This window comes from Providencia sp. PROV209, from assembly GCF_028479485.1.
GTDB classification, from domain to species: Bacteria; Pseudomonadota; Gammaproteobacteria; order Enterobacterales; family Enterobacteriaceae; genus Providencia; species Providencia alcalifaciens.
Genome location: NZ_JAMPNR010000015.1, coordinates 72,512 through 99,213, shown reverse-complemented (window position 1 = coordinate 99,213; position 26,702 = coordinate 72,512). Strand labels below are relative to the sequence as shown.

18 protein-coding genes are annotated in these 26,702 nt (G+C 41.4%); 6 read left to right on the top strand and 12 right to left on the bottom strand.

The annotated features are described in order from the left end of the window. Positions 1-87 precede the first annotated feature (87 nt). The 4 genes from PR795_RS11520 to PR795_RS11505 form a co-directional block, all read right to left on the bottom strand. Positions 88-1,212 (bottom strand): ABC transporter permease, encoded by a 1,125-nt coding sequence (locus tag PR795_RS11520; protein WP_181480911.1) that lies wholly within the window; start codon positions 1,210-1,212, stop codon positions 88-90. Positions 1,213-1,217: 5 nt separating this feature from the next. Then, a complete protein-coding gene (gene rbbA, locus PR795_RS11515) occupies positions 1,218-3,974 on the bottom strand; it encodes a ribosome-associated ATPase/putative transporter RbbA (protein ID WP_181480834.1) in 2,757 nt (918 codons plus the stop codon). Beyond that, entirely contained in the window at positions 3,971-5,041 is a 1,071-nt protein-coding gene (locus PR795_RS11510) for an HlyD family secretion protein (protein WP_006659872.1), read from the bottom strand. Before PR795_RS11510 ends, rbbA begins: the two co-directional genes overlap by 4 nt. Positions 5,042-5,422: 381 nt before the next feature. After that, positions 5,423-5,899, bottom strand: a complete 477-nt coding sequence (locus PR795_RS11505; protein WP_006661794.1) for a GNAT family N-acetyltransferase — start codon at positions 5,897-5,899, stop codon at positions 5,423-5,425. A gap of 426 nt (positions 5,900-6,325) precedes the next feature. Between PR795_RS11505 and PR795_RS11500 the strand changes: the two genes are divergently transcribed. Continuing rightward, positions 6,326-8,071, top strand: a complete 1,746-nt coding sequence (locus PR795_RS11500) for an ABC-F family ATP-binding cassette domain-containing protein (RefSeq protein ID WP_036965697.1) — start codon at positions 6,326-6,328, stop codon at positions 8,069-8,071. A 168-nt stretch (positions 8,072-8,239) separates the two neighbouring features. Here the strand turns inward: PR795_RS11500 and PR795_RS11495 are convergent, their stop codons facing one another. The 5 genes from PR795_RS11495 to PR795_RS11475 all read right to left on the bottom strand — a co-directional run bounded on the left by PR795_RS11495 (position 8,240) and on the right by PR795_RS11475 (position 13,857). Beyond that, entirely contained in the window at positions 8,240-8,458 is a 219-nt protein-coding gene (locus PR795_RS11495; protein WP_006659875.1) for a hypothetical protein, read from the bottom strand. 22 nt (positions 8,459-8,480) lie between these two features. Next, positions 8,481-9,020: a PadR family transcriptional regulator gene (locus tag PR795_RS11490; RefSeq protein ID WP_006659876.1), complete on the bottom strand. Its 540-nt coding sequence runs from the start codon at positions 9,018-9,020 to the stop codon at positions 8,481-8,483. Between the two features lie 250 nt (positions 9,021-9,270). After that, entirely contained in the window at positions 9,271-10,419 is a 1,149-nt protein-coding gene (gene tyrP, locus PR795_RS11485) for a tyrosine transporter TyrP (RefSeq protein WP_228075365.1), read from the bottom strand. An 82-nt stretch (positions 10,420-10,501) separates the two neighbouring features. After that, entirely contained in the window at positions 10,502-12,442 is a 1,941-nt protein-coding gene (locus PR795_RS11480) for a pyridoxal phosphate-dependent decarboxylase family protein (RefSeq protein ID WP_036963598.1), read from the bottom strand. 404 nt (positions 12,443-12,846) lie between these two features. Beyond that, the gene (locus PR795_RS11475; RefSeq protein WP_117584518.1) at positions 12,847-13,857 is read right to left on the bottom strand and encodes an NAD(P)H-quinone oxidoreductase; all 1,011 of its coding nucleotides are present in this window, start codon (positions 13,855-13,857) and stop codon (positions 12,847-12,849) included. A gap of 342 nt (positions 13,858-14,199) precedes the next feature. On the opposite strand from PR795_RS11475, the gene PR795_RS11470 reads away from it, so the two are divergent. Beyond that, complete coding sequence (locus tag PR795_RS11470; protein ID WP_006659880.1) at positions 14,200-14,955, top strand: FNR family transcription factor; 756 nt, start codon at positions 14,200-14,202, stop codon at positions 14,953-14,955. 126 nt (positions 14,956-15,081) lie between these two features. After that, the gene (gene uspE / locus PR795_RS11465) at positions 15,082-16,026 is read left to right on the top strand and encodes a universal stress protein UspE (RefSeq protein WP_006659881.1); all 945 of its coding nucleotides are present in this window, start codon (positions 15,082-15,084) and stop codon (positions 16,024-16,026) included. A gap of 136 nt (positions 16,027-16,162) precedes the next feature. Here the strand turns inward: uspE and pntB are convergent, their stop codons facing one another. Together pntB and pntA are read right to left on the bottom strand one after the other, a co-directional pair. Then, entirely contained in the window at positions 16,163-17,551 is a 1,389-nt protein-coding gene (pntB, locus tag PR795_RS11460; protein WP_006661800.1) for a Re/Si-specific NAD(P)(+) transhydrogenase subunit beta, read from the bottom strand. Between the two features lie 13 nt (positions 17,552-17,564). Further along, on the bottom strand, positions 17,565-19,094 hold the full coding sequence (pntA, locus tag PR795_RS11455; RefSeq protein WP_036963594.1) for a Re/Si-specific NAD(P)(+) transhydrogenase subunit alpha: 1,530 nt from the start codon (positions 19,092-19,094) through the stop codon (positions 17,565-17,567). Positions 19,095-19,481: 387 nt separating this feature from the next. Between pntA and ydgH the strand changes: the two genes are divergently transcribed. The 3 genes from ydgH to PR795_RS11440 all read left to right on the top strand — a co-directional run bounded on the left by ydgH (position 19,482) and on the right by PR795_RS11440 (position 22,536). Further along, positions 19,482-20,432 carry a DUF1471 family protein YdgH gene (gene ydgH / locus PR795_RS11450; protein WP_006659884.1) on the top strand — a complete coding sequence of 317 codons (951 nt, stop codon included), beginning with the start codon at positions 19,482-19,484 and terminating at the stop codon, positions 20,430-20,432. 370 nt (positions 20,433-20,802) lie between these two features. Beyond that, a complete protein-coding gene (locus PR795_RS11445) occupies positions 20,803-22,143 on the top strand; it encodes a basic amino acid/polyamine antiporter (RefSeq protein ID WP_412033752.1) in 1,341 nt (446 codons plus the stop codon). Between the two features lie 159 nt (positions 22,144-22,302). Further along, positions 22,303-22,536, top strand: a complete 234-nt coding sequence (locus PR795_RS11440; RefSeq protein WP_006661803.1) for a hypothetical protein — start codon at positions 22,303-22,305, stop codon at positions 22,534-22,536. A 172-nt stretch (positions 22,537-22,708) separates the two neighbouring features. Here the strand turns inward: PR795_RS11440 and hrpA are convergent, their stop codons facing one another. Then, complete coding sequence (gene hrpA, locus PR795_RS11435) at positions 22,709-26,608, bottom strand: ATP-dependent RNA helicase HrpA (protein WP_224120770.1); 3,900 nt, start codon at positions 26,606-26,608, stop codon at positions 22,709-22,711. Positions 26,609-26,702 lie beyond the last annotated feature (94 nt).

The window sequence follows — 26,702 nt, the reverse complement described above, 5'->3', positions numbered from 1 at the left end:
TAAAAATTGATAGGCGAAGCATTAAAACGCTTACTGATAAAATCCGCAAGCGTTTTATGGAAAATAGCCGATACAGTGCGATAAATACTATGCCATCGTGGCAATAGTTTTACGGAAACGCATTAAGGCAAAGCTAAAAAATACGCTACCGATCACAACCAGAATGGCAAATTGAGGCCATACAATTTGAAAGCCTGCGCCGCGATACAAAATGGCTTGCGCTAAGCTAACAAAGTGCGTGGTTGGCATGGTTAACATAATATCCTGCACCAGTTGCGGCATACTTTCGCGGGCGGTCATTCCCCCTGAAAGCATGTTTAATGGCAATAATACCAGAATCATTAGCAGCCCAAACTGCGGCATTGAACGCGCGATGGTCCCCATAAAAATGCCTATCGATGTTGTGGCAAATAAGCTCAGCGCTACCCCACACATAAACAGCAATATTGAGCCCTCAATAGGCACCTGCAATAAGGTTTTAACCACTAACAATAAAGAGATAGCAGAAGCAATTAATACCACTAATCCCATCGACCAAATTTTCGACATCATGATTTCAAAGGGAGTGAGTGGCATCACCATTAAATGCTCGACAGTGCCATGCTCACGTTCACGGATCAACGCTGCTCCCGTTAAGACAATCGATAACATAGTGATGTTGTTAATGATTGCCATCACAGAGCCAAACCAAGATTGTGTTAAGTTTGGGTTGAAGCGCATACGAACTTCAAGATCGACGGGTAAACTCCCTTGGCTACGGTATTTTGCCAAAAATTCATTTACCTCTCCCAAGGTGATATTTTGTATGTAACTGTTCCCCAAAAAAGCCTGACTCATGCGTGTTGCATCGATATTTACTTGCAATTGAGGATGACGTCCTGCTAATACATCTCTTTGAAAATTGGGTGGAATATCAATAGCGAAAGTATATGCCCCTCTGTCGAGTAATCCATCAATTTGGCTTGGTACAATATCCGCCGGCGGCAAGAAATACGGCTCATAGAAACTATTGATGATTCGGTTCGAAAGCTGGGATTTGTCCTGATCCGCAATCGCAATCGGAGCGTTATGCAATGAGCCCGGAGTTACGGTCGCTGATGAATAAATCGAAACCGTAAAGGCAAATACAATCAGCGCCAACATTGCTTTGTCACGCCCTAAACTTCGTAACTCTTTAACGCCCAGGTTAAATATATTCTGTATTTTACGGATCATCCCTATGCCTCCTGTTTTTTCAGGAAATAAACACTTAAGCCAATCACAATCGGGATTGTGATAACCAACGGGATAAATGAGGCTTGTAAATCAAATAGATTGAGACCTTTCGAGAAAGTACCGCGCGTAATGGTTAAAAAATGCGAGGTAGGATAAATCTGCCCAACCCAACGCCCCATTCCCTCCAAAGAAGAGACGGGGTCAATCATGCCGGAGAATTGAGTCGCGGGGATCAAGGTGATGATTGAAGTACCAAAAATAGCCGCAATTTGGCTTTTCATAAAACAAGAAATCAGCAGCCCCATTCCAGTTGCAATTGTGATGTACAAAAAGGCCGCTAAGCTCAACGATAAAAAGCTGCCTTTAAATTCCACACCAAAGACATAGACAGATAAAATGCAAAGTAATACGAAGTTAAACATCCCCAAGACAATATAGGGAAGTTGTTTACCAAGCAGAAATTCTAATTTGGTGATCGGGGTGACATAAAGGTTAATAATCGAACCTAGCTCTTTTTCTCGCACCACACTCAAGGCACTCAGCATCGCGGGGATCATCATCAATAAAAGTGGGATCACCGCAGGAACAATTGCAGGTAAACTGCGAACATCAGGGTTATATCGGTAGCGAGTTTCAATATCCACCGCAGGAATACCCGCTACTCCTGCTGGCTGTCGTGCCGCCATCGTACTTAACCACGCCAAATGCATCGCTTGTACGTAACCGCGTACGGTTTCAGCTCGGTTTGGCATTGCCCCATCGATCCATACGCCCAATTTAACATTGTTTCCTTTGGCAACATCACGAGCAAAGTTAGGCGGAATTTCAATTGCAACGGTGATTTTTCCACTGCGCATACCTGCTTCGAGTTGCTCATAATCCTGCAGAGGCGGCTGCTCAATAAAATAGCGCGATCCGGCTAAATTCAGCGTATAACCTTGGCTTAATCCTGTTTGGTCTCGGTCTAATACAGCAAAACGTAGATTTTCCACATCCATACTGATCCCATAGCCCATAATGAACATCAGAATAACCGTACCTAGCAAGGCCAGTGTGGAGCGAACAGGGTCACGTCGCAGCTCCATGCCCTCACGTATGCTATAGCTAAACAAACGCCGAAAACTAAAGCGCTTTTTGAGCGCTTCTGCCGCTTGCTGTTTTAACTTCGCATCCACATGAAATTCGGGAGCGCTCTCTTGACCCGCATTTTGATCCCCAACCGCATCCTGTAGATACGCGATAAATGTCGCTTCTAAGGTTTCTAACCCACGCTTTTTAATCAGATTTTCTGGCGTATCGCAATCAAGAACTTTACCCGCATGCATCAAGGAAATGCGGTCACAGCGTTCTGCTTCATTCATAAAGTGGGTGGAGATAAAAATAGTGACACCGTCACGTCTTGATAGATCAACCATCAAATTCCAGAACATATCCCGAGCAACTGGGTCAACCCCTGAAGTCGGTTCATCGAGAATTAACATTTCAGGCTGGTGGATCACCGCCACCGCTAACGAAAGGCGTTGGCGTATCCCTAAAGGCAGGTCATCCGGTAAAGTTTCGCGAACATCATCCAAATCAAAACGCTGGCACATTTCATCAATACGCTGATTTATTTTGTCTTCGGGAATGTGGAACAGTTTGGCGTGTAACTCAAGATTTTGCTGGACGCTCAATTCACTATAGAGAGAAAACGCTTGGGACATGTATCCTACACGCTTACGGGTTTCAATGTCTTTGGGGTCAATCTCTTGCCCAAATAGCCACGCTTGCCCTTCACTTGCTTGCAATAAACCGGTCAGCATTTTCATGGTGGTGGATTTACCACACCCATTGGAGCCTAAAAAACCGAAAATTTCCCCTTTAGGTATTTTGAAATTCACATGATCTACCGCGACAAAATCACCAAAACGCATCGTTAAATTTTGCGCTTCAATAGCGATAACGTTGTCATCTCGCGTATCACGAGGCGGAATGACCACTTTTTGGTGACCTGCGCGTTTTTCCTCAGGTAATAAGGCGATGAATGCCTCTTCAAGGTCGTTACAGCCAGTTTGTGCTTTTAATTCAGCAGCATGACCTGTTGCCATTACCTTGCCATCGTCCATCGCAACTAACCAGTCAAAACGCTCAGCCTCTTCCATATAGGCGGTCGCGACCAACACGCTCATATTGGTTTGTCGTTCACGAATACGGTCAATAAGATCCCAAAATTGTGCTCGAGATAAAGGGTCAACCCCTGTTGTTGGTTCATCAAGGATCAGTAAGTCAGGGTCATGAATAAGCGCGCAACATAACCCCAACTTTTGCTTCATACCACCCGACAATTTTCCTGCGGGTCGGTCTTTAAAAGGCGCAAGCCCTGTGCTTTCGAGAAGGTCTTGAATGCGATATGCCCGCTCTTCATTAGATTGCCCAAATAGCCGACCGAAAAAATCGACGTTTTCATAAACTGAAAGCGTGTGATAAAGGTTTTTCCCTAATCCTTGAGGCATATAGGCAATTTTAGGACAAACATTGCGACGATGGTCGCTATCATGCATATCCCCATTTAAAACATTGACTTGCCCTTGCTGGATCACCCGAGCACCCGCAATCAATGATATTAAGCTTGATTTGCCCACGCCATCAGGACCAATGAGCCCAACCATTTTTCGAGCAGGAATAGAGAGGGTTATGTCGTCCAACGCACAGTTATCACCGTAATGTTGGCTGACATGCTGTAAATCAACAATCACATCATCCATCAATTTATCGGTCATTGTGGTAATCTCACCTCAAGATCAGTTGGCCACGGCGTTTGTTCATCTAGGCGAACATAGGCTTTACCGGGTAAACCTGTTTTCACATATTCAAGATGCTTTTCTAATAATTCAGGGGAAATACGTGCACGAACGCGGAACATGAGTTTCAAGCGCTCATTTTGGGTTTCGACTGTTTTTGGTGTAAATTGCGCAACGCTGGCAACAAATGTCGTTTTGGCGGGGATCACAATGTTCGGCGCGGCATCGAGAATAATATGGACTTCACTCCCTAAAGCAACTTTGCCTGCTTGCTCCGTTGGCAAGAAAAAGGTCATATAAACATCGCTTAAATCCACCATATTCAACACTCGACCACCAGCACCCAGTACTTCACCAGGCTCCGCAACACGATATTGAACACGACCACTGCGCGGCGCTTTTAAAATACTGTCTTCTAAATCAGCGGTAATACGCCTTTCTGTGGCAGTGGCAGCTTCTACACGATTTTTAGCTTGAACAATACCGGCTTGTGCGGAATCAATTGCCGCAGTGGATGCTGCCACTTGCGCTTTAGACGCTTCAAGAGCCGCCTTTGCCCCTTGCATTTGGGCAGTGTCATCATCCACTTGTTGTTGAGAAACAGCTTTAGTTTTGACCAACACGCGGGAACGATTTAAGCGTTTTTGTGCTGCATCTAATTCCGCTTCACGCTGGCGAACGACAGCCTGTGCCGCTAGCTTTTCACTTTTTCGTTGTACTAACCCAGACTCAGCGGTCGCAACAGCACTAATCGCTTGGCGTAATTGAGCTTGTACTTCATGAAGTTGTTCCTGCAAAGCACGAGTATCCATACGAGCTAGTTCTTGACCCTGCTGTACAAAATCCCCTTCTTTGACCAAGATGGTATCGATTCGCCCTGCTGTTTTAGTCGCAATATCTATTTCAGTCGCTTCAATTCTGCCATTGCTCTGTGCAAAACCGTCAGGAAGACTACTCGAATTTTGGTTCCAGTAATAATATCCAGCCGCAGCAATCGCCAGAATTAAAATAATGTAAAACGATACCTTGCGCTTATTTATTTTCATACCATCCCTTCTCTATTCATGAAATAAATTAGTGAATACAGTCATTTTTTGGTGTTAATTAAATTAATTAGTCACATTACAAAACTGTTTTTTCTTGAAATAAATATCATCTACATTTTTTGTTTTATTATTTTCATAACAGACAGAAGCTATATTACAGCCAATTATTAAGTCTATCTTGTTATTTATTATAAGTTTATCAGAATTTAGCTTAGGTTAAATCGCTATATATCACAAAAAAGTTATTCCCTCGAAGAAAGAGGCAATATCAAGTGTAGATAGGAATATAAAAAAGTAACAACAAAGCCAGTAACGTTATTTACTGGCTTTGATTTGGTGATGAAAATATTATTTAGCAGTTAATATTGTTTTATTGAAAAATTAATTGGCAAACTTCGCAATTGTTTCAGCATCCATACGGTAACGTACCCATTCGTCTTGAGGTTGTGCCCCAATACTTTGGTAAAAATCAATCGCAGGTTGGTTCCAATCCAACACGCTCCACTCTAAACGCTGGCATTGACGTTTGTAAGCTAGCTGCGCAATATGCTTAAGTAATTTTTTCCCCGCACCAGCCCCTCTGAATTCAGGGGAAACATACAAATCTTCTAAATAAATACCATTATGGCCTAGCCATGTTGAATAACTAGTAAAAAACACCGCATAACCCGCGGGTTTGCCATCAACATAACACAGTAACGCTTCGGTTTTAGAGTCTGGAGCGAAAAGGGAATTTTCAATATCAGCCACACTCGCTTTTACTTCATGGCGTGCTTTTTCATAGACGGCTAATTCAATGATCATCTCTAAAATCAGTGGCGCATCTTCACGGGTAGCCGTTTTAATTTGTATATCCATTGCTATCTCTCTTTTTGTTTGAGATTCGATTTTAACCATCGATGGTACCAAACCCTAACGATCAGCAGTTTTATTCATCAAAATACTGTGATTATAAGAATGATTTATAGCAATGGTTCACAGCAATAGCTCATAACAACAGATAAACAAAATGAATGGCTGCTATTGCTCTAAAATCGCCCTCTTTGCTATCATTCCTCCATTGTTCAACCGCAATACTGAAAATAAAAAGGAGGTTAATCTTATGCTGTTGTGTGATCTTATTGAATATTCACACTTCTTTGGTAATCGTCAGAGCTCAGGCTTTCACAGTTTTATACTGCGATAACCCTGCCTGAGCAAAGCAGCTAAAGAGTCTTTTCTCAGCTTACTGGGTTGTCGTAATGACATTACCCGGCGTTTTTACGCCTAAAATTTGAGTAAGCTATGAGCACATTATTATCCGTAAAATCATTAAACTACGATACATCAACCACATCATTACTGTCAGATATCAGTTTCACTTTATTGCAAGGTGATCGTATAGGACTGATTGGTCACAATGGTAGCGGCAAAAGTACCCTATTAAAGTTATTAACTTCCCAGTTATCTCCAAATAGTGGGCAAATTACTTATGCTAATCATTGTATTACTGCTTATATCGAGCAACATCTTCCTGCGGAAGTGGCACCCTTAACATTAATCGATGCATTGCTGCAAAAACTGCCTCGGCAAGAGCAAGCCTCTGAGCGTTGGCGAGCAGAAATGTTGTTGACAGAATTAGGGTTTGCACCTCATCAATGGGAGCAATCTGCCAATGCTATTAGCGGTGGTCAACATACCCGTTTACTACTGGGACGTGCATTAATCTGCCAGCCTGACTTATTATTGTTAGATGAACCGAGCAACCACCTCGATTTACCTACTCTTATTTGGTTAGGAAATTTTCTACAAAATTGGAAAGGCAGTTTTGTGTTGGTTTCTCACGATCAATCTTTACTCGATAAAGTTACTAACAGTACGTGGATATTACGGGATAAAACCTTACATTTTTACCGACTTCCATGCAGTTTAGCGCGCCAAGCGCTAGCGGAGACGGATCGTACTGATGAGCATCGCTACCAAGCAGAGCAAAAGGAAATTGATCGTATTGCCTCTAGTGCCAAACGTTTAGCTATTTGGGGTAAAGTTTATGATAATGAAGGACTTTCTCGAAAAGCAAAACAGATGGAAAAACAGATAGACCGTTTAAAAGAGGAACAAACTGACCTTACTGACGGTTATCAATGGCAATTACGACTCAATGGCAAATCGATTCCTGCCAATCGCGTCCTTGAGTTTGATAACACCCAAGTATTGACACCTGATGGGCAATGTCTGTTTTCAGTGCCATTTACCCAAGTAAAAAGTGGTGATCGCATTGCGATTATGGGTGCAAATGGTTGTGGAAAATCCACCTTATTGCGCTTAATTTGGCAACAGTATCTCGCTGATTTACGTCACGAAATGCAACTGAAGTTTCATCCCACGATTTCTGTTGGTTATTACGACCAGCAATTAGAACAGCTGAATGATAATGACAGTTTACTCGATGCATTACGCCACTTTGCTCCCCTTACCGATGAGCAACGAAAAATGGCACTGATCAGTGCAGGCTTTGCTTATCCACGCCATCAACAGAAAGTGGCAACTTTAAGCGGGGGTGAACGGGCTCGCTTATTATTTATTGGGCTCAGTTTAGCGCAATATGCGTTAATTTTGCTGGATGAACCGACTAACCACCTCGATCTTGAAGGTAAGGAAGCCTTGAGTGAGCAAATTGCTCAATTCGAAGGGGCGCTATTAGTTGTTAGCCATGATAAGTGGCTAATTGAGAATAGTTGTCAGCGTTATTGGTATATTCACAATAATCGCTTAGAGGAGTATTTAAATCTTGATTCACTATACCAACAGATAGAAGCGCAATCTACCGCTTCAGACGGTGTATTCAAGACGAGTCAAGCCAATTTAACTTTAGAAAATACACAGACTGAAGTGGTCCATTCTCATGAAGATGCCTTGCTTGAACAGTTATTGGCACTGGAAGAAAAGCTAGACGCTGATAAGCAACGCAAAGTTTCACATCAGAAGCCGCAACTTCAGCGACAATGGATTGAAGAAATCGCACGAATCCAAGCATTATTGAATATCTAAAATAATAAAGGCTCTAGCGCACATACCGTGTTCTAGGGCCTTTCATTCGATACATCCAGTGACAAAATAATTATTAATAAAGTAACGCAAATTTCCATTAGTGAAACTTTGTGAATTTCACTCTATTCACTCTCAGTTTATGAATAACTGTTTTGCCACAATATTAACTTAGTATTTCTGTTTTTTTGCCCGCTTAAAGTAAGACATTGGGACGCTTGGGCAAACGACTTCTTTAAATTTAGCTTTATTCTTTGGTACTGAATCAGGCTGTTTTTCTTTCGGTTCAACCTGCTTGTTTTCTTCCACTTGTGTCGCTTGTTCCGGCTGCATGGTTTCTTTCATCTGAATTTGCTCTTTTACTTGGATAATATGACGGGTTTTTGCCATGTTATTTTCCTTCTACTTCAATTTATTCTGTGATTAATAGCGCAGCATTCACCTGTTCAATTCGATTCACTGCTTGGTTAATAATCTCGACTACCTGAGCTGATTCCTTCTTAGACAATTGTTGCAAAACAATTTTATGTCTGAGTAAGGACTTAAATTTATCTACCGCTAACTCAATTTCATTGGCAAACTGATTACCTGCCTTCAGTTCTTGTGCATAATTTAGTTTTATTTTGACTTCCGCGAGGATGTCAGCCTTTAAAAGTAAAAAACAGCGCCCCTCTGGAGTAATCGTAAAACACTTACGCCCTTTTCCTGTTTCTTTACTGGTTGAAATAAATCCAAGATCTTCCAGTAATGTCAATGTAGGATAAATAACCCCAGGACTTGGGCAGTAAAAGCCTGCAGTTTCCTCACTGATTTTTTTTATCAGTTCATAACCATAATTCGCGCCATCTACGAGTAAATGCAAAATATAAATACGCAGCTGTTTAGGATTAAACATACGTCGAACACTTTTTCCCTCGCATAAACATGTTTCGAGAGGTTGTTGATTGTCCATTTGATATCTCAGTGAATGTGCAAAAAATTAAAAACCGATATATCTAATATTGTAATCTGTTTTCGGAATAATGCCAGAATTAGATATATCTGTTTTTATCACAATGTGCTAATGATAATTATTATCATTATAATAGCGGGAAAAATTGGGGTGAAAGGTGCAAAACGTGTTTTTAGTGATCTCTGTAAATGAAAAAAGCCAGTTCTGAGAGAGAACGGGCTTTTTGTACTATAAAAATAACTCGTTAGTGTTAGCCGATATCCGGCAATAATTTAAAAACAATGCCTAATTGAATTCCAATAACAACGATGCCACAGAGGAACACAATGAATAAAGCAGGTTTACCACCGAGTACTTGATATTTACGAGGGTTAATATGGCGGGATTTTAATGCCATCGCACTCGGGAGCAATAACGCTAAAATAGATAATGCGATCGCAGCATAACCTAATGCCATCACAAAACCTTTTGGATAGAACAGCGCGAAAACTAATGGTGGTAAAAATGTTAGCAGACCCGTTTGTATACGCCCTGCCGCATTATCCTGACGCTTAAATAAATCTGCCAAAAAGTCGAATAATCCTAATGCAACCCCAAGGAATGATGTGGCTAATGCAAGGCTCATAAACATCTGCGCGACCAATTCAGTTTTACCTGACTGAGCAACAGATTTAATCGCTTCCAGTAATCCATTCAGCCCAGAGTTCTCTGCTAAAATGCCTACAAACGTATTCGTTCCAATGCTACCCAAAGTGGCTATCTGCCATAAAATATAAGCAACTAACGGAATTGCACTACCTAATATAAAGATAACTCTTAGCTTTTTAACGTCCCCACCCATATATTTCACCACACTCGGCACACTCCCGTGGAAACCAAATGAGGTAAAGAACACAGGGATAGCGGCAAGGATAAGGATTTTGTCTGTCGGAGCTGAGAGTAAATTCAATTGTTCAACATGAGGGAACATCATTGCCAAAATGATCACTAAAAAGACAATTTTAGCCGTAAATAAAATTCGGTTAATAAAGTCCACGGATGATGTCCCAAAACAGACCACTCCACCACCAATAATCGTAAATACAACTATCCCCATCCAGTCAGCCATTTCGATAGCAAAGCTGCCTTTTAGGTTTGATGTAATGATCTGACCCGCACCGGTTACATACGCGGCAGTTAAAGCATACATTAAAAACATCATGCTAAAACCAGTAATAAACTTCCCACTCGAACCTAAATAACGTTGTGCAACGCTACCTATTCCAGTCTCGTGAGACTCATGCTGATACACTTCAACCAGCAAAAGTGCGGTGTAACACATCAATGCCCATAATCCAAATAACATGACTAAACTGACTGAAAATCCATTACTGCCTGCTGCAATTGGCATCGCCAACATTCCAGCGCCGATCGTAGTACCTGCAACAATAAAAACACTACCAAGTGTGCGATTTTTCATATTGAGATCCTAACAAAATTAATTAAACACTAACTTTTTGGATGGAATGATGACGTTTATTTTCTTCATCAATGAGTTGTTGTAATTTGTCTTCAAAGATGTTTCTTAATTCATTCCAGTAGCTTTCGAAATGTTGTTTATCACGCAGGCAATGCGTCATGATTGCAGCCCTTAATACATAAATAGAGTGGACTTTATGCCATTCATCTTCATTAAAGTTTGCATCTAGACACAGACTTTGAGGATTATCACCGTATTCCTCGTAAGTTAATGACGTTGATGAGGTTAAGAAATCATTTGCGTATGTACGCCCAGCGGCATAAGAACACAGCTCATATAGGCGTTTATTTAAATGATTCTGTTTTTCCAAAGAGGTATTCCCCTTCTCCCTAAACATAAAGTTGATCATGTGAAAATCAGGAGTGGGCATAGCAGCAAGCGTGAATTCGCGATCATCAATGATGAATGGTTCGCTCGCATTGATTTTTTCAATCATCCAATTCGCTGTAGTGACACCCGCGGCAATCACCTTGCCATACCCCAATAAGTTTAGTGGCACTAACCGATGCGCAGCCCATACCGCCGCTGCCGTGGCACCCGCTTTAGAGCCTTCCATAATTGATGAGCCCAACAACACATTTTGTTGTTTGTCAGTTTTGCGACTGCTCTCTTTGACTTCTTCAAATACGTACGCAGCATGATAGGAGATCAAATCGACAATACGCTTATCCTTCATACAGATAGCACCTGCTGCATAAGGAATAAAGCCAACTTTATGCGGATCCACTGTAATAGAGTCCGCTTGATTTAAGGCTCGGAAGCTTTGATAAACGTCAGGTTTTGGCCACACTACATCCGAAGGGAAAACGCCCTCATGATGATAACGTTCAATCAGCTCATCATATTCAAGGAATTGGTTGTTTTCATCACGGAACATTGCACAGGCATAGCCCGCATATGCGGCATCAATATGGACATAGAATGAAACACCAAAACGGTGTTCGCACTCTTCGCGTAATTTGATAACTTCGGCAACATTATCAATTGCCCCTGTTTCAGTGGTGCCAACAACAGCCACAACCGCAAGAATTGGCTCCCCTTTTTCAATCAACGAGAACACGATGTCACGCATTTTCGGTACGTCCGTACGATAGCTTTTATTCACTGGAAGTTGGACGATATTCTGTTGCCCTAACCCTAGGATATCCATCGCTTTCATCCAAGAGTAATGTTTGGATTGTGGCACTAATAATTTACCCAGTTTTCCTTGCTCTACCCCAGTTCCTCGACAAGTTAAATCACGGATCTCTTCGAATATCCCTTGCTTTTTTAGTTCATCAATCAGATCAAGTACCTCACTCGTACGCATATTCAGCAAGGCTTTTTCTGATGTATCTGATAACAGATTTTGGGCTTGAGGATGAGCGGCTATCGCTAAAGGTAATGTTTTGATATTCCTTGCGACCCATAACCCTTCATAGTTAGCAACGGTGCCCCCTGAAGTAATGTGTCCCCATGATGTCTGTAAGTCATACCCAAACATCCCACATAAATCTAACCCTGCTTCAATTTCTAATACGGTGGTAGTTGGAGAGGATTCTTGGGCGCAATTATTGGGGTTATACATCATCGCCATGACATAGGCGAGGTTGGAAATCATCAACGTATCTGCATTCATATGCCCCATATAACGCGGTGAAAACCACGGCACTGAGGTTGTTTTCAACTTAGAGGAAAGCTGGTTAAGAATGCCTTCTGTACGATATAACGTATCCCGATACTCCGGTGCATATCTATCGACGGTAGTCACTAAATCTGGATCTTCAGGATGATATCCCGAACGCCAGTGCATATGCTCAGTGACGGCATATTCCATCATTTCTCTGAAAAATACGGCATTTTCAGATTTTGGTCCTAGGAACAATGCATCAACGTTCATATTTTTATTTTTAAAATTATTCATTATCACTACACCTTCAAACTACAGCTGGCTGGCACCAGCTGCATTAAGTTACTCAACTTATTATCATTGGAAAGTGCAATAACGGGGGAATGTCTGTGTCGAATGACAACTTGTTAATGATATGACTAGACTTATATCACTTAACCTATATTCAGTGGTAGACAAGCCGTTAATGAGCCAACTTGTCTATAGATATAATCCATCTTCATTAAAACATTAACAAACTCATCTCAATTTTGTTCGGATTTGTGGACAGCCACAAAAATTCAAAAATTAATTGGCTGTAAAGAGATATTTACGCTTAAAAGACTTGATAATGTAAATTATTTGTTATAAATAAAAAATAATACCCTAAGTTATCGTTAACTAATCATATAAAAAACAGAGAAAAAATCAACATTCATCTATCTGTTTATTAATATAATTTTACCAATCAAATCACCTGACTCCATGTGTTGATGCGCACTCTCCACTTGGTTTAATGTATATATTTTGTTAATGATTGGTTTTATTTTACCGCTTTGGACTATATCCCAAACCTGCTGATATAACTCTCTCGCGATTTGTGCTTTTTCTTCATTACTTCGAGAACGCATTGTCGATCCCGTGTGAATTAAACGCTTCACCATTAATGGCATCATGTTGAGCTGAGTTGGGTTACCTTTCATCATACCAATTTGAATAATTCGCCCAAATTTTGCCGCAACAACATAGTTTTTACTGACATAATCACCGCCAATAATATCGACAACCATATTCACACCTTTATGGCTCGTAAAATCTTGAGTGGCTGTGACAAAGTCATTCGTGCGATAGTTAATCACACAGTCTGCACCAAGCGATTTCGCAACCGCGGCTTTTTCTTCTGAGCCAACGGTCGTTATCACCGTAGCCCCAAACGCTTTAGCTAACATTATTGCTACGCTACCAATGCCCGAAGTTCCTCCATGTATAAGCACGGTTTCCCCTTGTTTTAACTGCCCAATTTGGAACATATTCGCCCAAACTGTAAAAAAGTTTTCAGGAATTGCCGCGCCTTCTTCAAAGGATAAATTTCCAAGTGGTAGTGCGATATCTTGGTGTACTAGGCAATATTCTGCATATCCCCCACCCGCAACAAGGGCACAAATACGATCACCAATGTTCCACTGAGTGACATCATCCGCTTTAGCCACAACAGTACCAGAAACTTCAAGTCCCATGATCGGTGAAGCGTCTGGAGGTGGTGGGTATGATCCTTTGCGCTGAAAAATATCAGGACGGTTAACACCGGCAGCTTCAACTTTAACAATTAAGTGACCAGCGAGTAATTTTGGGAGTGGAATTTCTATTAATTGCAGTTCATCTGAAACGCTAGGCTCTATAATGTCTACAGCTGTCATTAGTGGCGGCAATGACATAAAATTGTTACTCATTATGACCTCTTTTTATAAACTGATAGGAAAAAATGATATTTTTATGTTTATTCTTGTGTTAATTTAATGCTAATAAATCACCTAAAATAAAACCTGTTTTTATTGAGTTTTTTATTCCTCTTTTTATATATTAAATTTATATATTTAATATATGTCAACTCATGAAATTATTAATATGCCGTAGTTTAGCATGATCTGCTAAATCTATTAGATTGGTAAATTTAGCATTCTTTGCTTTTTTAATTAAGAACCTGATTCTGTCTTATATAGATCTTACCTGTTGTCTCATCTTATGCTAAAATTGACTCATATCAATAATTTTAACCTGATTGAGCATTTAATATGATCCCAGAAAAAAGAGTTGTTCGTCGCATCCAGTCTGGTGGTTGTGCTATTCATTGCCAGGATTGCAGTATTAGTCAACTTTGCATCCCTTTTACATTGAATGAACACGAACTGGATCAACTCGATAATATTATCGAACGTAAAAAACCGATTCAAAAAGGCCAGGCTTTATTTAAAGCGGGTGATGAATTACGTTCTTTATACGCAATCCGCTCTGGCACGATTAAAAGCTACACGATTACAGAAGAAGGTGATGAACAAATTACAGGTTTCCATTTAGCAGGTGACCTTGTTGGTTTTGATGCCATTATTCATACACAACATCCTAGTTTCGCACAAGCATTAGAAACTTCAATGGTTTGTGAAATTCCATTTGAAACGCTGGACGATTTATCTGGCAAAATGCCTAACTTGCGTCAGCAAATTATGCGCTTGATGAGCGGTGAAATTAAAGGGGACCAAGAAATGATCCTCTTATTATCGAAGAAGAATGCGGAAGAGCGTTTAGCTGCATTTATTCTGAACCTATCTCATCGTTTTGCTGAACGTGGTTTTTCTCCAAGAGAGTTTAGATTAACCATGACACGCGGCGATATTGGTAATTACCTTGGTTTAACCGTTGAGACCATTAGCCGTCTGTTAGGTCGTTTCCAAAAAAGCGGTATGCTGAGTGTTAAAGGCAAATATATCACTATCGACGATATGGCTAAACTGACTGATATCGCTGGTAAAGTTTCACCTGTTTCTTGCTAATTTTCCTATAAACGGGTCACAAACTTTGTGATCCGTTGTTACTTTTCAATCACATTTCTTGCGTATTTATCCCCAATAACATAGTTTAGATAGATGGAACTATCCGTTTATTGAGAGGATGTCAGCATGGCTAACTATAAAAATCTTCTAGTAGCAATCGACCCAAATCAGGATGATCAACCGGCATTAAGGCGAGCAGTTTATATCGTGCAGCGTAATGGCGGGCGGATAAAAGCATTTTTGCCTATCTACGACTTATCTTATGATATGACCACCCTACTTTCGCCAGAAGAGCGCAATGCAATGCGCAAAGGTGTGATCAGCCAGAAAGCCGCTTGGATCAAGCAGCAAGCTCATTTCTATTTAGAAGCAGGAATTGAGATAGAAATCAAAGTCATTTGGCACAATAAACCGTATGAAGCCATTATCCAGGAAGTGGTTAACGGTCAGCATGACCTTTTACTGAAAATGGCGCACCAAACTGACAATTTAGAATCTATCATTTTTACCCCACTCGATTGGCATTTATTAAGAAAATGTCCATGTCCTGTTTGGATGGTGAAAGACAAAGTATGGCCAGACCACGGCTCTGTTGTCGTTGCCGTCAATCTCTCCAATGAAGAATCCTACCACGATGACTTGAATATCAAGCTCGTCGAAAAAACCCAAGATTTAGCCCAGAGAGTCATCAAAGAACAAGAAATTCATTTAGTCAGCGCCTATCCTATCGCACCGATGAACATTGCGATTGAACTTCCCGATTTTGACCCTAGTCTGTATAACAATGCACTGCGTGGTCAGCATCTGATAGCCATGAAGAGCTTACGTCAGAAATTTGGTATTGATGAGAAATACACTCACGTTCGTGAAGGGTTACCTGAAAAAATTATTCCTGATATGTGTGAAGAGCTGCATGCGGGTGTTGTCGTGCTCGGCATATTGGGTCGTACGGGGCTTTCCGCTGCATTTTTAGGGAACACCGCTGAGCATGTTATTGATAAACTAAAATGCGATTTGCTTGCAATCAAACCGGATGGCTTTGTTTGTCCTATTAATGCCACTGATGATTAAACCCGGTTCATAATATTAAAAGCGCATTAATAGAGTTGTGCGCTTTTTTATTGCACTTCAATGAATCGAAATTAGATGAATAATAAAAACGCCCTGAATTCAGGGCGTTTACGTTTACTTTATAGATAATGATAAATTATAGCGCTTTTAAAATTGCATCTACGCTAGCTTTTGCATCACCAAATAACATTTGGGTATTCTCTTTGAAGAATAATGGGTTTTGTACCCCAGCATACCCTGTATTCATTGAACGTTTAAAAACAATAACATTATTGGCTTTCCACACTTCTAATACCGGCATTCCCGCAATTGGACTATGTGGATCTTCTTGTGCCGCAGGGTTCACGGTATCATTCGCACCAATAACCAGTACCGTATCCGTTTCGGCGAAATCATCGTTGATCTCATCCATTTCTAATACGATGTCATACGGGACTTTTGCTTCAGCCAATAAGACGTTCATGTGTCCAGGTAAGCGCCCCGCAACTGGGTGAATACCAAAGCGAACATTGATACCGCGCTCACGTAGTTTTGCCGTAATATCATGCACTGGGTACTGAGCTTGTGCTACCGCGAGACCATAGCCTGGAGTGATGATCACTGAGGTTGAATTTTTCAACATTTCAGCAACTTCTTCCGCTGTCGTTTCACGATATTCGCCCATCTCTTCTTCCGAACCTGTTGATGAGCCATCAGTACCAAACCCACCCGCTATTACGCTGAAAAACGAACGGTTCATCGCTTTACACATAATATAAGAAAGGATCGCACCCGAAGAACCCACTAACGCCCCTGTTACAATCAGTAAGTCGTTACTGAGCATGAAACCTGCCGCAGCGGCTGCCCATCCAGAATAAGAGTTCAACATCGAAACAACAACGGGCATGTCTGCACCACCAATCGATGCCACTAAATGCCAACCAAAAGCTAATGCTATGACTGTCATGATTAGCATCATGAACACTTGCAAGCCCACACTGTCCGTTTTAACGAAGATGACCAGTAAAACAAAGGAAACAACTAAAGCTGCAAGGTTTAACTTATGGCGATTCGGTAGCATCATTGGTTTAGATGACATTTTTCCCGACAATTTACCATAAGCAACAATTGAGCCAGTAAACGTTACGGCACCAATGAAAATACCCAAGAAGACCTCAGTTAAATGGATATTTTCCATCACATTGCTGGCATGACCTTCACTCGCAATAAAGCTGTTGAAACCAACAAGGACCGCAGCCAAACCCACGAAACTGTGCAAAATAGCAACCAGCTCTGGCATCTCTGTCATTTCAACTTTCTTGGCTAAACGAATACCGATGACCGCACCAATGACCATCGCAACAATCATCCAACCCACATTCGCACTATTTGGTCCCATAATAGTCGCAATCAATGCGATCGCCATACCAATAATGCCGTAAGTATTCCCACGTTGGGAACTTTCATGACGAGATAGCCCCGCAAGGCTAAAAATAAATAGGATAGCAGCAACGATGTAGGCTGCTGTCACAACTCCACTTGACAACATAAGTTACCCCTTATCCCTTACGAAACATTTTTAACATACGTTGAGTTACTGTGAACCCACCGAAAATATTGATGCTTGCGATCAATATAGCAATAAAGGATAAGAAACTTACCCAGCCACCACTGCCAATCTGCAATAGTGCACCAACAACAATAATGCCCGAGATAGCATTTGTTACTGACATTAAAGGTGTATGCAATGCATGAGTCACATTCCACACCACGTAATATCCGACCACACAGGCTAATGCAAAGACCGTGAAGTGCGATAGAAACTCAGCAGGCGCCGAATTTGCAAACCAGCCAAACAGAATGATAGCCAATGCCATAAGAACCATTTTGGTCATAGGTGACATTTTTTTCTCTGGCGCTTTCACTTTCTCAACCGCTTTCGGCTTAGCTTGTGGTTGTGCTGAAACTTGAATTGGCGGTGCAGGCCAAGTGATTTCTCCTTGTTTAATCACCGTAACACCTCGAATCACTAAGTCGTCGAAATCGATAGTGATTTCACCATCTTTCTCTTTACACAACAGTTTCATCAAGTTAACGAGGTTAGTGCCATATAACTGAGAAGATTGGGTTGGTAAACGGCTTGGTAAGTCTGTGTAACCGATAATTTTAACGCCATTATCTGTAACCACTAACTTATCAGCCTGAGTGAGTTCGCAGTTACCCCCAGTTTGAGCAGCAAGGTCAACAATCACGCTACCGGGTTTCATTGATTCAACCATTTCTTTGGTGATCAACTTCGGCGCAGGTCGTCCTGGTATTAACGCGGTCGTTACAATGATATCGACCTCTTTTGCTTGCGCAGCAAATAATGCCATTTCCGCCTTAATAAATGCCTCAGACATCACTTTCGCGTAGCCATCACCGCTGCCTGCATCCTCTTTAAAATCCAATTCAAGGAATTCGGCGCCCATGCTTTGGACCTGCTCTTTAACTTCAGGGCGGGTATCAAATGCACGAACAATTGCGCCTAAACTTCCTGCGGCACCAATGGCCGCCAAGCCTGCAACGCCAGCACCAATGATCATCACTTTCGCTGGTGGCACCTTACCTGCCGCGGTAATTTGCCCCGTAAAAAAGCGACCAAATTCATGGGCAGCTTCGACAATCGCACGATAACCCGCAATATTGGCCATTGAACTTAAGGCATCTAACGATTGCGCTCGAGAAATTCGAGGTACCGCATCCATAGCCATTACGTTGATATGACGAGATTTCAACGCCTCCATTAAATCAGGATTCTGTGCCGGCCAAATAAAGCTGACTAAGGTCGCCCCTTCTTTTAACAAAGGAATTTCATCTGATAGTGGCGCATTCACTTTAAATACAATGTCTGCAGCAAATGCACTTTCACAATCAACAATTTCCGCACCGGCTTGCTCGTAAGCCGCATCATCAAAACTTGCTAGATGTCCCGCATTTTGCTCAACACACACTGAAAAACCCAATTTTAGCAATTGAGTCACTGTCGATGGTGTCGCGGCAACACGCGCTTCATTGGCAAGTCGTTCTCTTGGTATACCAATTCGCATAATATTCCCTTTTTAAAGCTCGAAGTAATCTATGTTGTCGGTTATTCGCCCAAAAAATGACTGCCTTATCAAAAGGAAAAGTCTTATTTTGTCGTTCAACAGCTGTAAAATGTCCTAATAACCTACTGAAATTAACCCTATTGATCCATAATTGATCACGATTCTAAGACAGTAAATGGAATTCACCGTGTAAATCTTAGTTTTAGGTCAATAAAATACTGGATACTTAAAAAAAACTGGTAAATTTGACTAGTCAATCATTATTTGTGTCTTATAAAAATAAAATAGTGCGACAACATGGGCAGTTACGTGTAATAATCACCGCCATGTGTTACTACTATTATTCAGCATGTTTATAATAAATTGCGCAAGGCGGAAGGATTTTGTATGAAGCTGAAAACTACGGTCATCGCAGCCGCGGTGCTATCATTAACTAGTATAACCGCTACACAGGCGGCTGTTGAATTAACGCCAAAACAGGCTACTGAATTACAACCTTATGAGCGTATAACCGTCACTGGGCGTTTTAATGCTATCTATGAAGCATCCGATGCAGTTTCCCGTAGGGCTGATAAGATGGGGGCATATGCCTTTTACATTCAAAGCCTTGATGATGTCGGTGACAGTGGCAACATGCGTGTTGTTGCTGATGTATATGCGAAAGATGCACCAAAAGTTGAAGAACCCGCTCGCCGAGTTTTCGGTGGTGTAGAAGAAATGTCTAAAGCGGATGCCAAAGTGTATCAACCATTTGATACCGTTACCGTAAGTGGTTTCTACCCATCCGAGCCTGACTTATACGAAGCAATCGCGAAAAAAGCTAAAGAAAAAGACGCAGCCTCCTTTTATGTGGTTCGTAACGTTGCCATGAATGATGGTGGTAATACTTTAGCAACGGCATATATCTATAAGAAAGATGCTCCTAAGCGACAAATTCAAAAAGAAGACGCCGTTGTCCCTGCTGATTCAGAAGCAGGACGTGCGATGTTAGCACAAGGTGGCGAAGCTGCAGATAAAGTACTGATCCCAGGTGTTGCAAGTTCAGATGAACCAACAACAGCCGTAGGTCGTTTCTTTGAAACATCCACGAGCCAACCTGGTCGTACGAGTGTGACTTTACCAAGCGGTTATGTCATCGAAGAAGTGAACAAAACCGCCGCAGCAATGATGGTTCCATTTGATTCTATTACCTTCTCAGGTTATTACACAAATACCCCAGAAGTGCGTTATCAAATCGCCAAACGTGCTGAAGCAAAAGGTGCTAAGTACTACCATATCACTCGTGAATGGCAGTCAAACGGTGGTAGTGTTACCATCAGTGCAGACCTGTTTAAATAATCTATTATTCTATTTTATGATGAAAGCCAGTTTGCTATTCGAACTGGCTTTTTTTATTGAATCGCTATACGTCGCTGTTTGCTCGAGCACATTCCGATTAAAAATCCCCTTCCGTTTGCCTTGAAATAAAAAAAGTGAATAAAACATCTTGTTAAGTGCATATTTTCCCATTGCATCTGATGCATTTCATTCGTAGAATCCACACTCTAATTTAGCAGGCGATCCAACTGGATTTAAAAGCTGTAACAGTGAATCTATTTATATCATTGCTATCTTAACGTGATTTTAACTTTTGATTGCACAACAACCAGGATATACATTGAAAAATACATTAAGCCTTACCGCACTTACCGCGCTAGTTCTTAGCTCCATGGTAGGTGCTGGTGTATTTAGCCTTCCACAAAATATGGCTGAAGTGGCGAGCCCGTTAGCATTAATCATCGGCTGGTCCATCACGGGCGTTGGGATCTTATTTCTTGCATTTTCTCTCTTATTTCTTTCCAGAATTCGTCCTGATTTGGATGGTGGAATATTTACTTATGCAAAAGTCGGATTCGGTGAGTTTATTGGCTTTTGTTCCGCATGGGGTTATTGGTTGTGTGCCGTTGTCGCCAACGTTTCTTATTTAGTCATTGTTTTTGCTGCAATCAGTTTCTTTACCGATACACCAGACCATATAGTGTTTGGTGATGGTAATACTTGGCAAGCCTTGATCGGTGAATCCATCTTATTGTGGGTTGTGCATTATCTCGTCCTGCGCGGTGTACAAACTGCTGCGGGGATTAATAAATTAGCAACGATGGCAAAGTTAGTCCCTCTTGGCTTATTTATCGTACTGGCATTTTTTGCTTTCAAACTCGATATTTTTGATGCGGATTTCAGTGGCATTGACCTTGGTATCCCTGTTTGGCAACAAGTTAAAGATACAATGCTGATCACTTTATGGGTATTTATCGGTATTGAGGGTGCCGTGGTTGTCTCAGCCAGAGCCAAAAATCGTCGTGATGTTGGTCTCGCAACTATTTTTGCCGTGAGCTCCGCTCTCATCATCTATATTCTTGTTACCTTATTATCACTTGGGATCATGCCTCGCGCTGATCTTGCTGAAATTAAAAACCCCTCCATGGCAACTTTAATGGTTTCCTTAATTGGTTCGAGTGGCGACATTATTATCGCCGCAGGGTTAATTATTTCAGTGTGTGGCGCTTACTTGAGCTGGACAATCATGGCAGCTGAAGTGCCATATATCGCCGCACAATATCAATCATTTCCTAAGATTTTTAATAAACTGAATAAGAATGATGCCCCTTCTTCATCTTTATGGCTAACCAATGGTGCCGTTCAATTATCACTTGTACTTATTTGGTTAAGTGGCAGTAACTACAATACCCTGCTGACCATCGCCTCAGAGATGATTTTGGTTCCATACTTTTTAGTGGGTGCATTTCTAGTCAAAGTTGCCTATGAACGCCACAGTAAAGCGTTGCTTGCTGTCGGCTTTGTAGCAAGTGTGTATGGCTTATGGTTACTTTATGCCTCTGGTTTGATTAACTTGATGCTTTCCGTTGTGCTGTATGCTCCGGGAATCTTGATTTTTTTATATGCCCGTTCACAGCAAACTGCAAAAGCACCACTTAAATTAATTGAAAAAGTATTGGCGTGGGCGATCGCAATCGCTTCTGTACCTGCGTTATATTCCTTGTTAGCGTAATTCATACTTTATCTGCGAGCTAAACTTAACCACTTGAATTTAGCTCGCTTTCTATTCCCTTCTCTTTATTACCCGTTATTCAGCTCTGCGTTTTTTACAACTCGCGCTCTTCTGTCTGTTGTAGTGTTTAAATACATTAAATCAAGTAAGGAGATTTAAATGCGTATTCCCCCTCGGACCGTCACGTTTGCTGATAACCCTTCTTTTATTAATCGTGGATTAGCGCGAAATCGCTCGCTACCACAACAAATTTCTGCGGTTACTCAACAAGCTCCACAACAACAGTTAAGCTTCTTTCAACAAAAACGAGCAGAAATTAAAGCTCAAGATCGAACTGAAGGTATGAAGTTTAAATCAACTGCTCAACAAATTGTACGAAGGAATTGCCCCTGATTTATCTGAGTGACTGGCATGATGACCAACAGCACAGTTGTTAAGGTAAATGTATTATCACCCAATAGTATGTTGTAACTAAAAAAGCAAAACAGACTAGAATGACGAAATAAAAAACGCGTGAGTGGCAATGTTCCCACTTCACGCGTTAATGATTATCTTGACTGGCTCATTACAGTTGCTGAGTCAAACTTTCCATCGTTTGGATAATACGTTTATCTGAAATCGGATAAGGTGTTCCAAGCTGCTGAGCGAATAAACTGATTCGTAGCTCTTCAATCATCCAACGAACCTCTTGTACCTCAGGTAATTGTTTTTGCAGCGGTGTCAGTTTACTCATCCACTGTTGCCACAGAGTTTGCACATGCTCAACTTTACTCATCTGCGCACGGTCACGATTCGGATCAATCGCCAATTTTTCTAATCGTCGCTCAATTCCATTTAAGTAACGCAAGATATCGGGTAGTCGCTTCCAGCCCTGCTCCGTGACAAAACCCTTAAAGACTAACCCTGACATTTGTGCTTTTACATCAGACAACGCCAATGCCATCGAAAAATCCACACGTCCTTTTAATCGTTTATTGATCGCAAATACTGCGGTTAAGATCTGCTCAACCTGCTTCGCAATATTGACAACTACATCATTCAACTCTGCCCGAGCATACTCTTTCAATGATTCAAACTGCTCTTCATTCCAGACCGCACCACCATATGTTGCAATCAACTGATCAATACCACATGCGATACAATCATCAATTAATTCAAGCACTTTACCATAGGGGTTAAAATAGAGGCCCAATTTAGATTTATTTGGCAATTTCTCATGAAGATACTTAATCGGTGATGGGATATTCAATAATAATAATCGACGAACTCCGCCCCACATCGCTTGCTGCTGCTCAAATTCAGTTTCGAAAACCCGAATACCTACACTGTTCTTTTCATCGACTAATGCAGGATAAGCTTTAACAGAATAACCGCCACGTTTTTGCTCATAACGTTGAGGCAGTTCACCGAAACTCCAAATATGTAAGCCACTTTGCTCAATACCATCATCCACAACTTCAGACAGTGTTTCTTGCACTTTTTCCTTAAGGCTATTTTTTAAAGCATCTAAATCTTGCCCTTCAGCGACAGTTTTATTTTTATCGTTTACCACCCGATAGGTCATTTTTAAATGCGCTGGCAGTTGGTCTAACTGCCAAGACTCGCGTTCCACTGTCACACCAGTCATTCGGCGTAATTCACGCTCTAATTTATCGAGCACGCTGCCTTCAGGCGTTGGAACTCGCTCTAAAAATGCCGAAGCATAGTTAGGCGCAGGCACAAAATTACGGCGGATTGGTTTTGGCAATGATTTAATCAACGCAACAATCAATTCATGACGTAATCCTGGCACCTGCCAATCAAAGCCAACATTGTGTACCTGATTTAAGATAGCCAATGGGATATGAACAGTAACCCCATCAGCATCCGTTCCCGGCTCAAACTGGTAACTGAGGCGGAATTTAAGATCCCCCTGATACCAGTAATTGGGGTAATCCAGTGCGGAAACGGTACTTGCATCCTCTTTGATCAGCATGTTTTTTTCAAAACTAAGTAAATCAGGCTGCTGTTTTGATACAGTTTTCCACCAATTATCAAAATGGCGAGATGAGATCACATCATTCGGAATACGTTGGTCATAAAACGCAAATAACGTTTCGTCATCGACCAAAATGTCACGTCGGCGTGATTTGTGTTCTAAATCTTCCACTTCAGATAACAATTTTAAGTTAGCTTTAAAAAATGCGTGACGGGTATTCCAATCCCCTTCCACTAAGGCATGACGAATGAATAATTCACGGCACAATAGTGGATCAATCACCCCATAATTGACTTGGCGCGATGCCACAATCGGAAGCCCATATAATGTCACTTTTTCTGATGCCATAACGGCACCTTCTGACTTCGACCAATGTGGTTCACTATAGTGATGTTTAACCAAATGCTCCGCTAATGGCTCAATCCATTCAGGATCAATAGACGCGGCAATACGCCCCCATAATTTTGAGGTTTCAACCAGCTCAGCAACCATCGTCCATTTCGGTGGTTTTTTAAATAAACCTGACCCAGGGAAGATAGTAAATCTGGCATTCCTTGCTCCGGTAAATTCATGTTTTTCCGCATCTTTTTGACCAACGTGCGATAACAACCCTGCCAATAAAGAGACATGAATACTGCGAAAATCTGCCGCCGCACTATTGATAGCAAATCCTTGCTCTTTTACCACTTGACGCAATTGTGTGTAGAGATCTTGCCACTCACGAATCCGCAGGTAGTTAAGGAAATCCTGACGACACATTTTTCTAAATTGTGCGTTAGAAAGTTCCTCTTGCTGTTGTTTTAAATAATCCCACAGATTTAAAAATGCCAGAAAATCTGACTGCTTATCATGGAAGCGTCGATGCTTTTCATCGGAAGCTTGCTGTTTATCTAACGGTCTTTCACGAGGGTCTTGAATGGACAATGCGGAAACAATCACCATCGTTTCACGTACCGCACCATATTTTCGTGCTTCAATCACCATTCGCGCTAAACGTGGGTCCACAGGTAATTGTGCTAACTGGCGGCCGATATCAGTTAAACGGTATCCTTTGTCTACTTCCTTATGAGGTTGGATCCCACCGAGCTCTTCCAGTAATTTGACACCGTCTTGAATATTTCGCTTATCCGGTGCTTCTACAAATGGGAATGCAGCGATATCTCCAAGCCCTATCGAGGTCATTTGTAAAATGACGGATGCCAAGTTAGTTCTCAGAATTTCAGGATCGGTAAATTCAGGTCGAGATAGGAAATCTTCTTCAGAATACAAACGGATACAGATACCATCTGAAACACGTCCACACCGCCCTTTACGCTGGTTAGCGGAAGCTTGAGAAATCGCTTCTACTGGCAAACGTTGTACTTTCGTGCGATAACTATACCGGCTGATCCGCGCATAACCTGTATCAATAACATATTTTATACCGGGTACTGTTAACGACGTTTCTGCCACGTTCGTTGCAAGTATAATTCGACGCCCACCATGAGGATGGAAAATACGATTTTGTTCACTGTTAGACAACCTTGCGAACAGTGGCAAAATTTCGGTGTGACGTAATTGAAGTTTGGATAAAGCGTCAGCGGTATCTCGAATTTCACGCTCACCGCTCATAAAGATCAGAATATCACCTGCACTTTCACGTCCAAGCTCATTAACAGCATCAATAATGCCGTCAATCTGGTCACGATCGCTGTCATTATCATCGCCCATAATGGGACGATATCGCACTTCAACTGGATAAGTACGCCCAGAGACTTCCACAATTGGCGCATGACCGAAATGACGAGAAAATCTTTCAGGATCAATGGTTGCAGACGTAATAATGACTTTTAAATCAGGGCGTTTAGGTAATAATTGACGTAAATACCCTAAAATAAAATCGATATTTAAACTCCGCTCGTGAGCTTCATCGATAATAATGGTGTCGTATTGCAGAAGTAATTTATCATTTTGTAATTCTGCTAATAAAATACCATCCGTCATTAACTTAACTTGAGTGGTATCACTAACCTGATCGCTAAAGCGAACCTTATAACCGACATTTGTACCCAATTCACACTCTAATTCTTGTGCTAAACGTGAAGCGACAGAGCGAGCAGCCAGCCTCCGCGGTTGAGTATGACCGATAAATCCTTTTACTCCACGCCCCAGTTCTAGACAAATTTTAGGGATCTGCGTCGTTTTACCTGAGCCAGTTTCTCCGGCAATAATCACAACTTGATGCTGACTTATAGCATCAAAAATAGCTTGTTTCTTTTGGCTAACAGGTAAGTTTTCTGGGTAAACAATTTTTGGCATATTCAGGCGTTTTTTCTCAACTTTCTGTTTCGCCTTTTCAACATCCCCTTTAATCACGTCAATCACTGCCATACGGGATTTTGGGTCTTGTATTTTTGCTATGCCATGCAAGCGTTTCTTCAATTGCCATTGATCACGCAATGATGTTTGTTCAATTTCAGCCTGTAATGCTGACAGAATGGGATCCATTCTTAAATCCTTATATTTCAATTTGTTATAATGCCACTGTTCTATTTATCATCATGAAGCGGCTAAAGATAATATTTTGGTCTGTTTTATGATT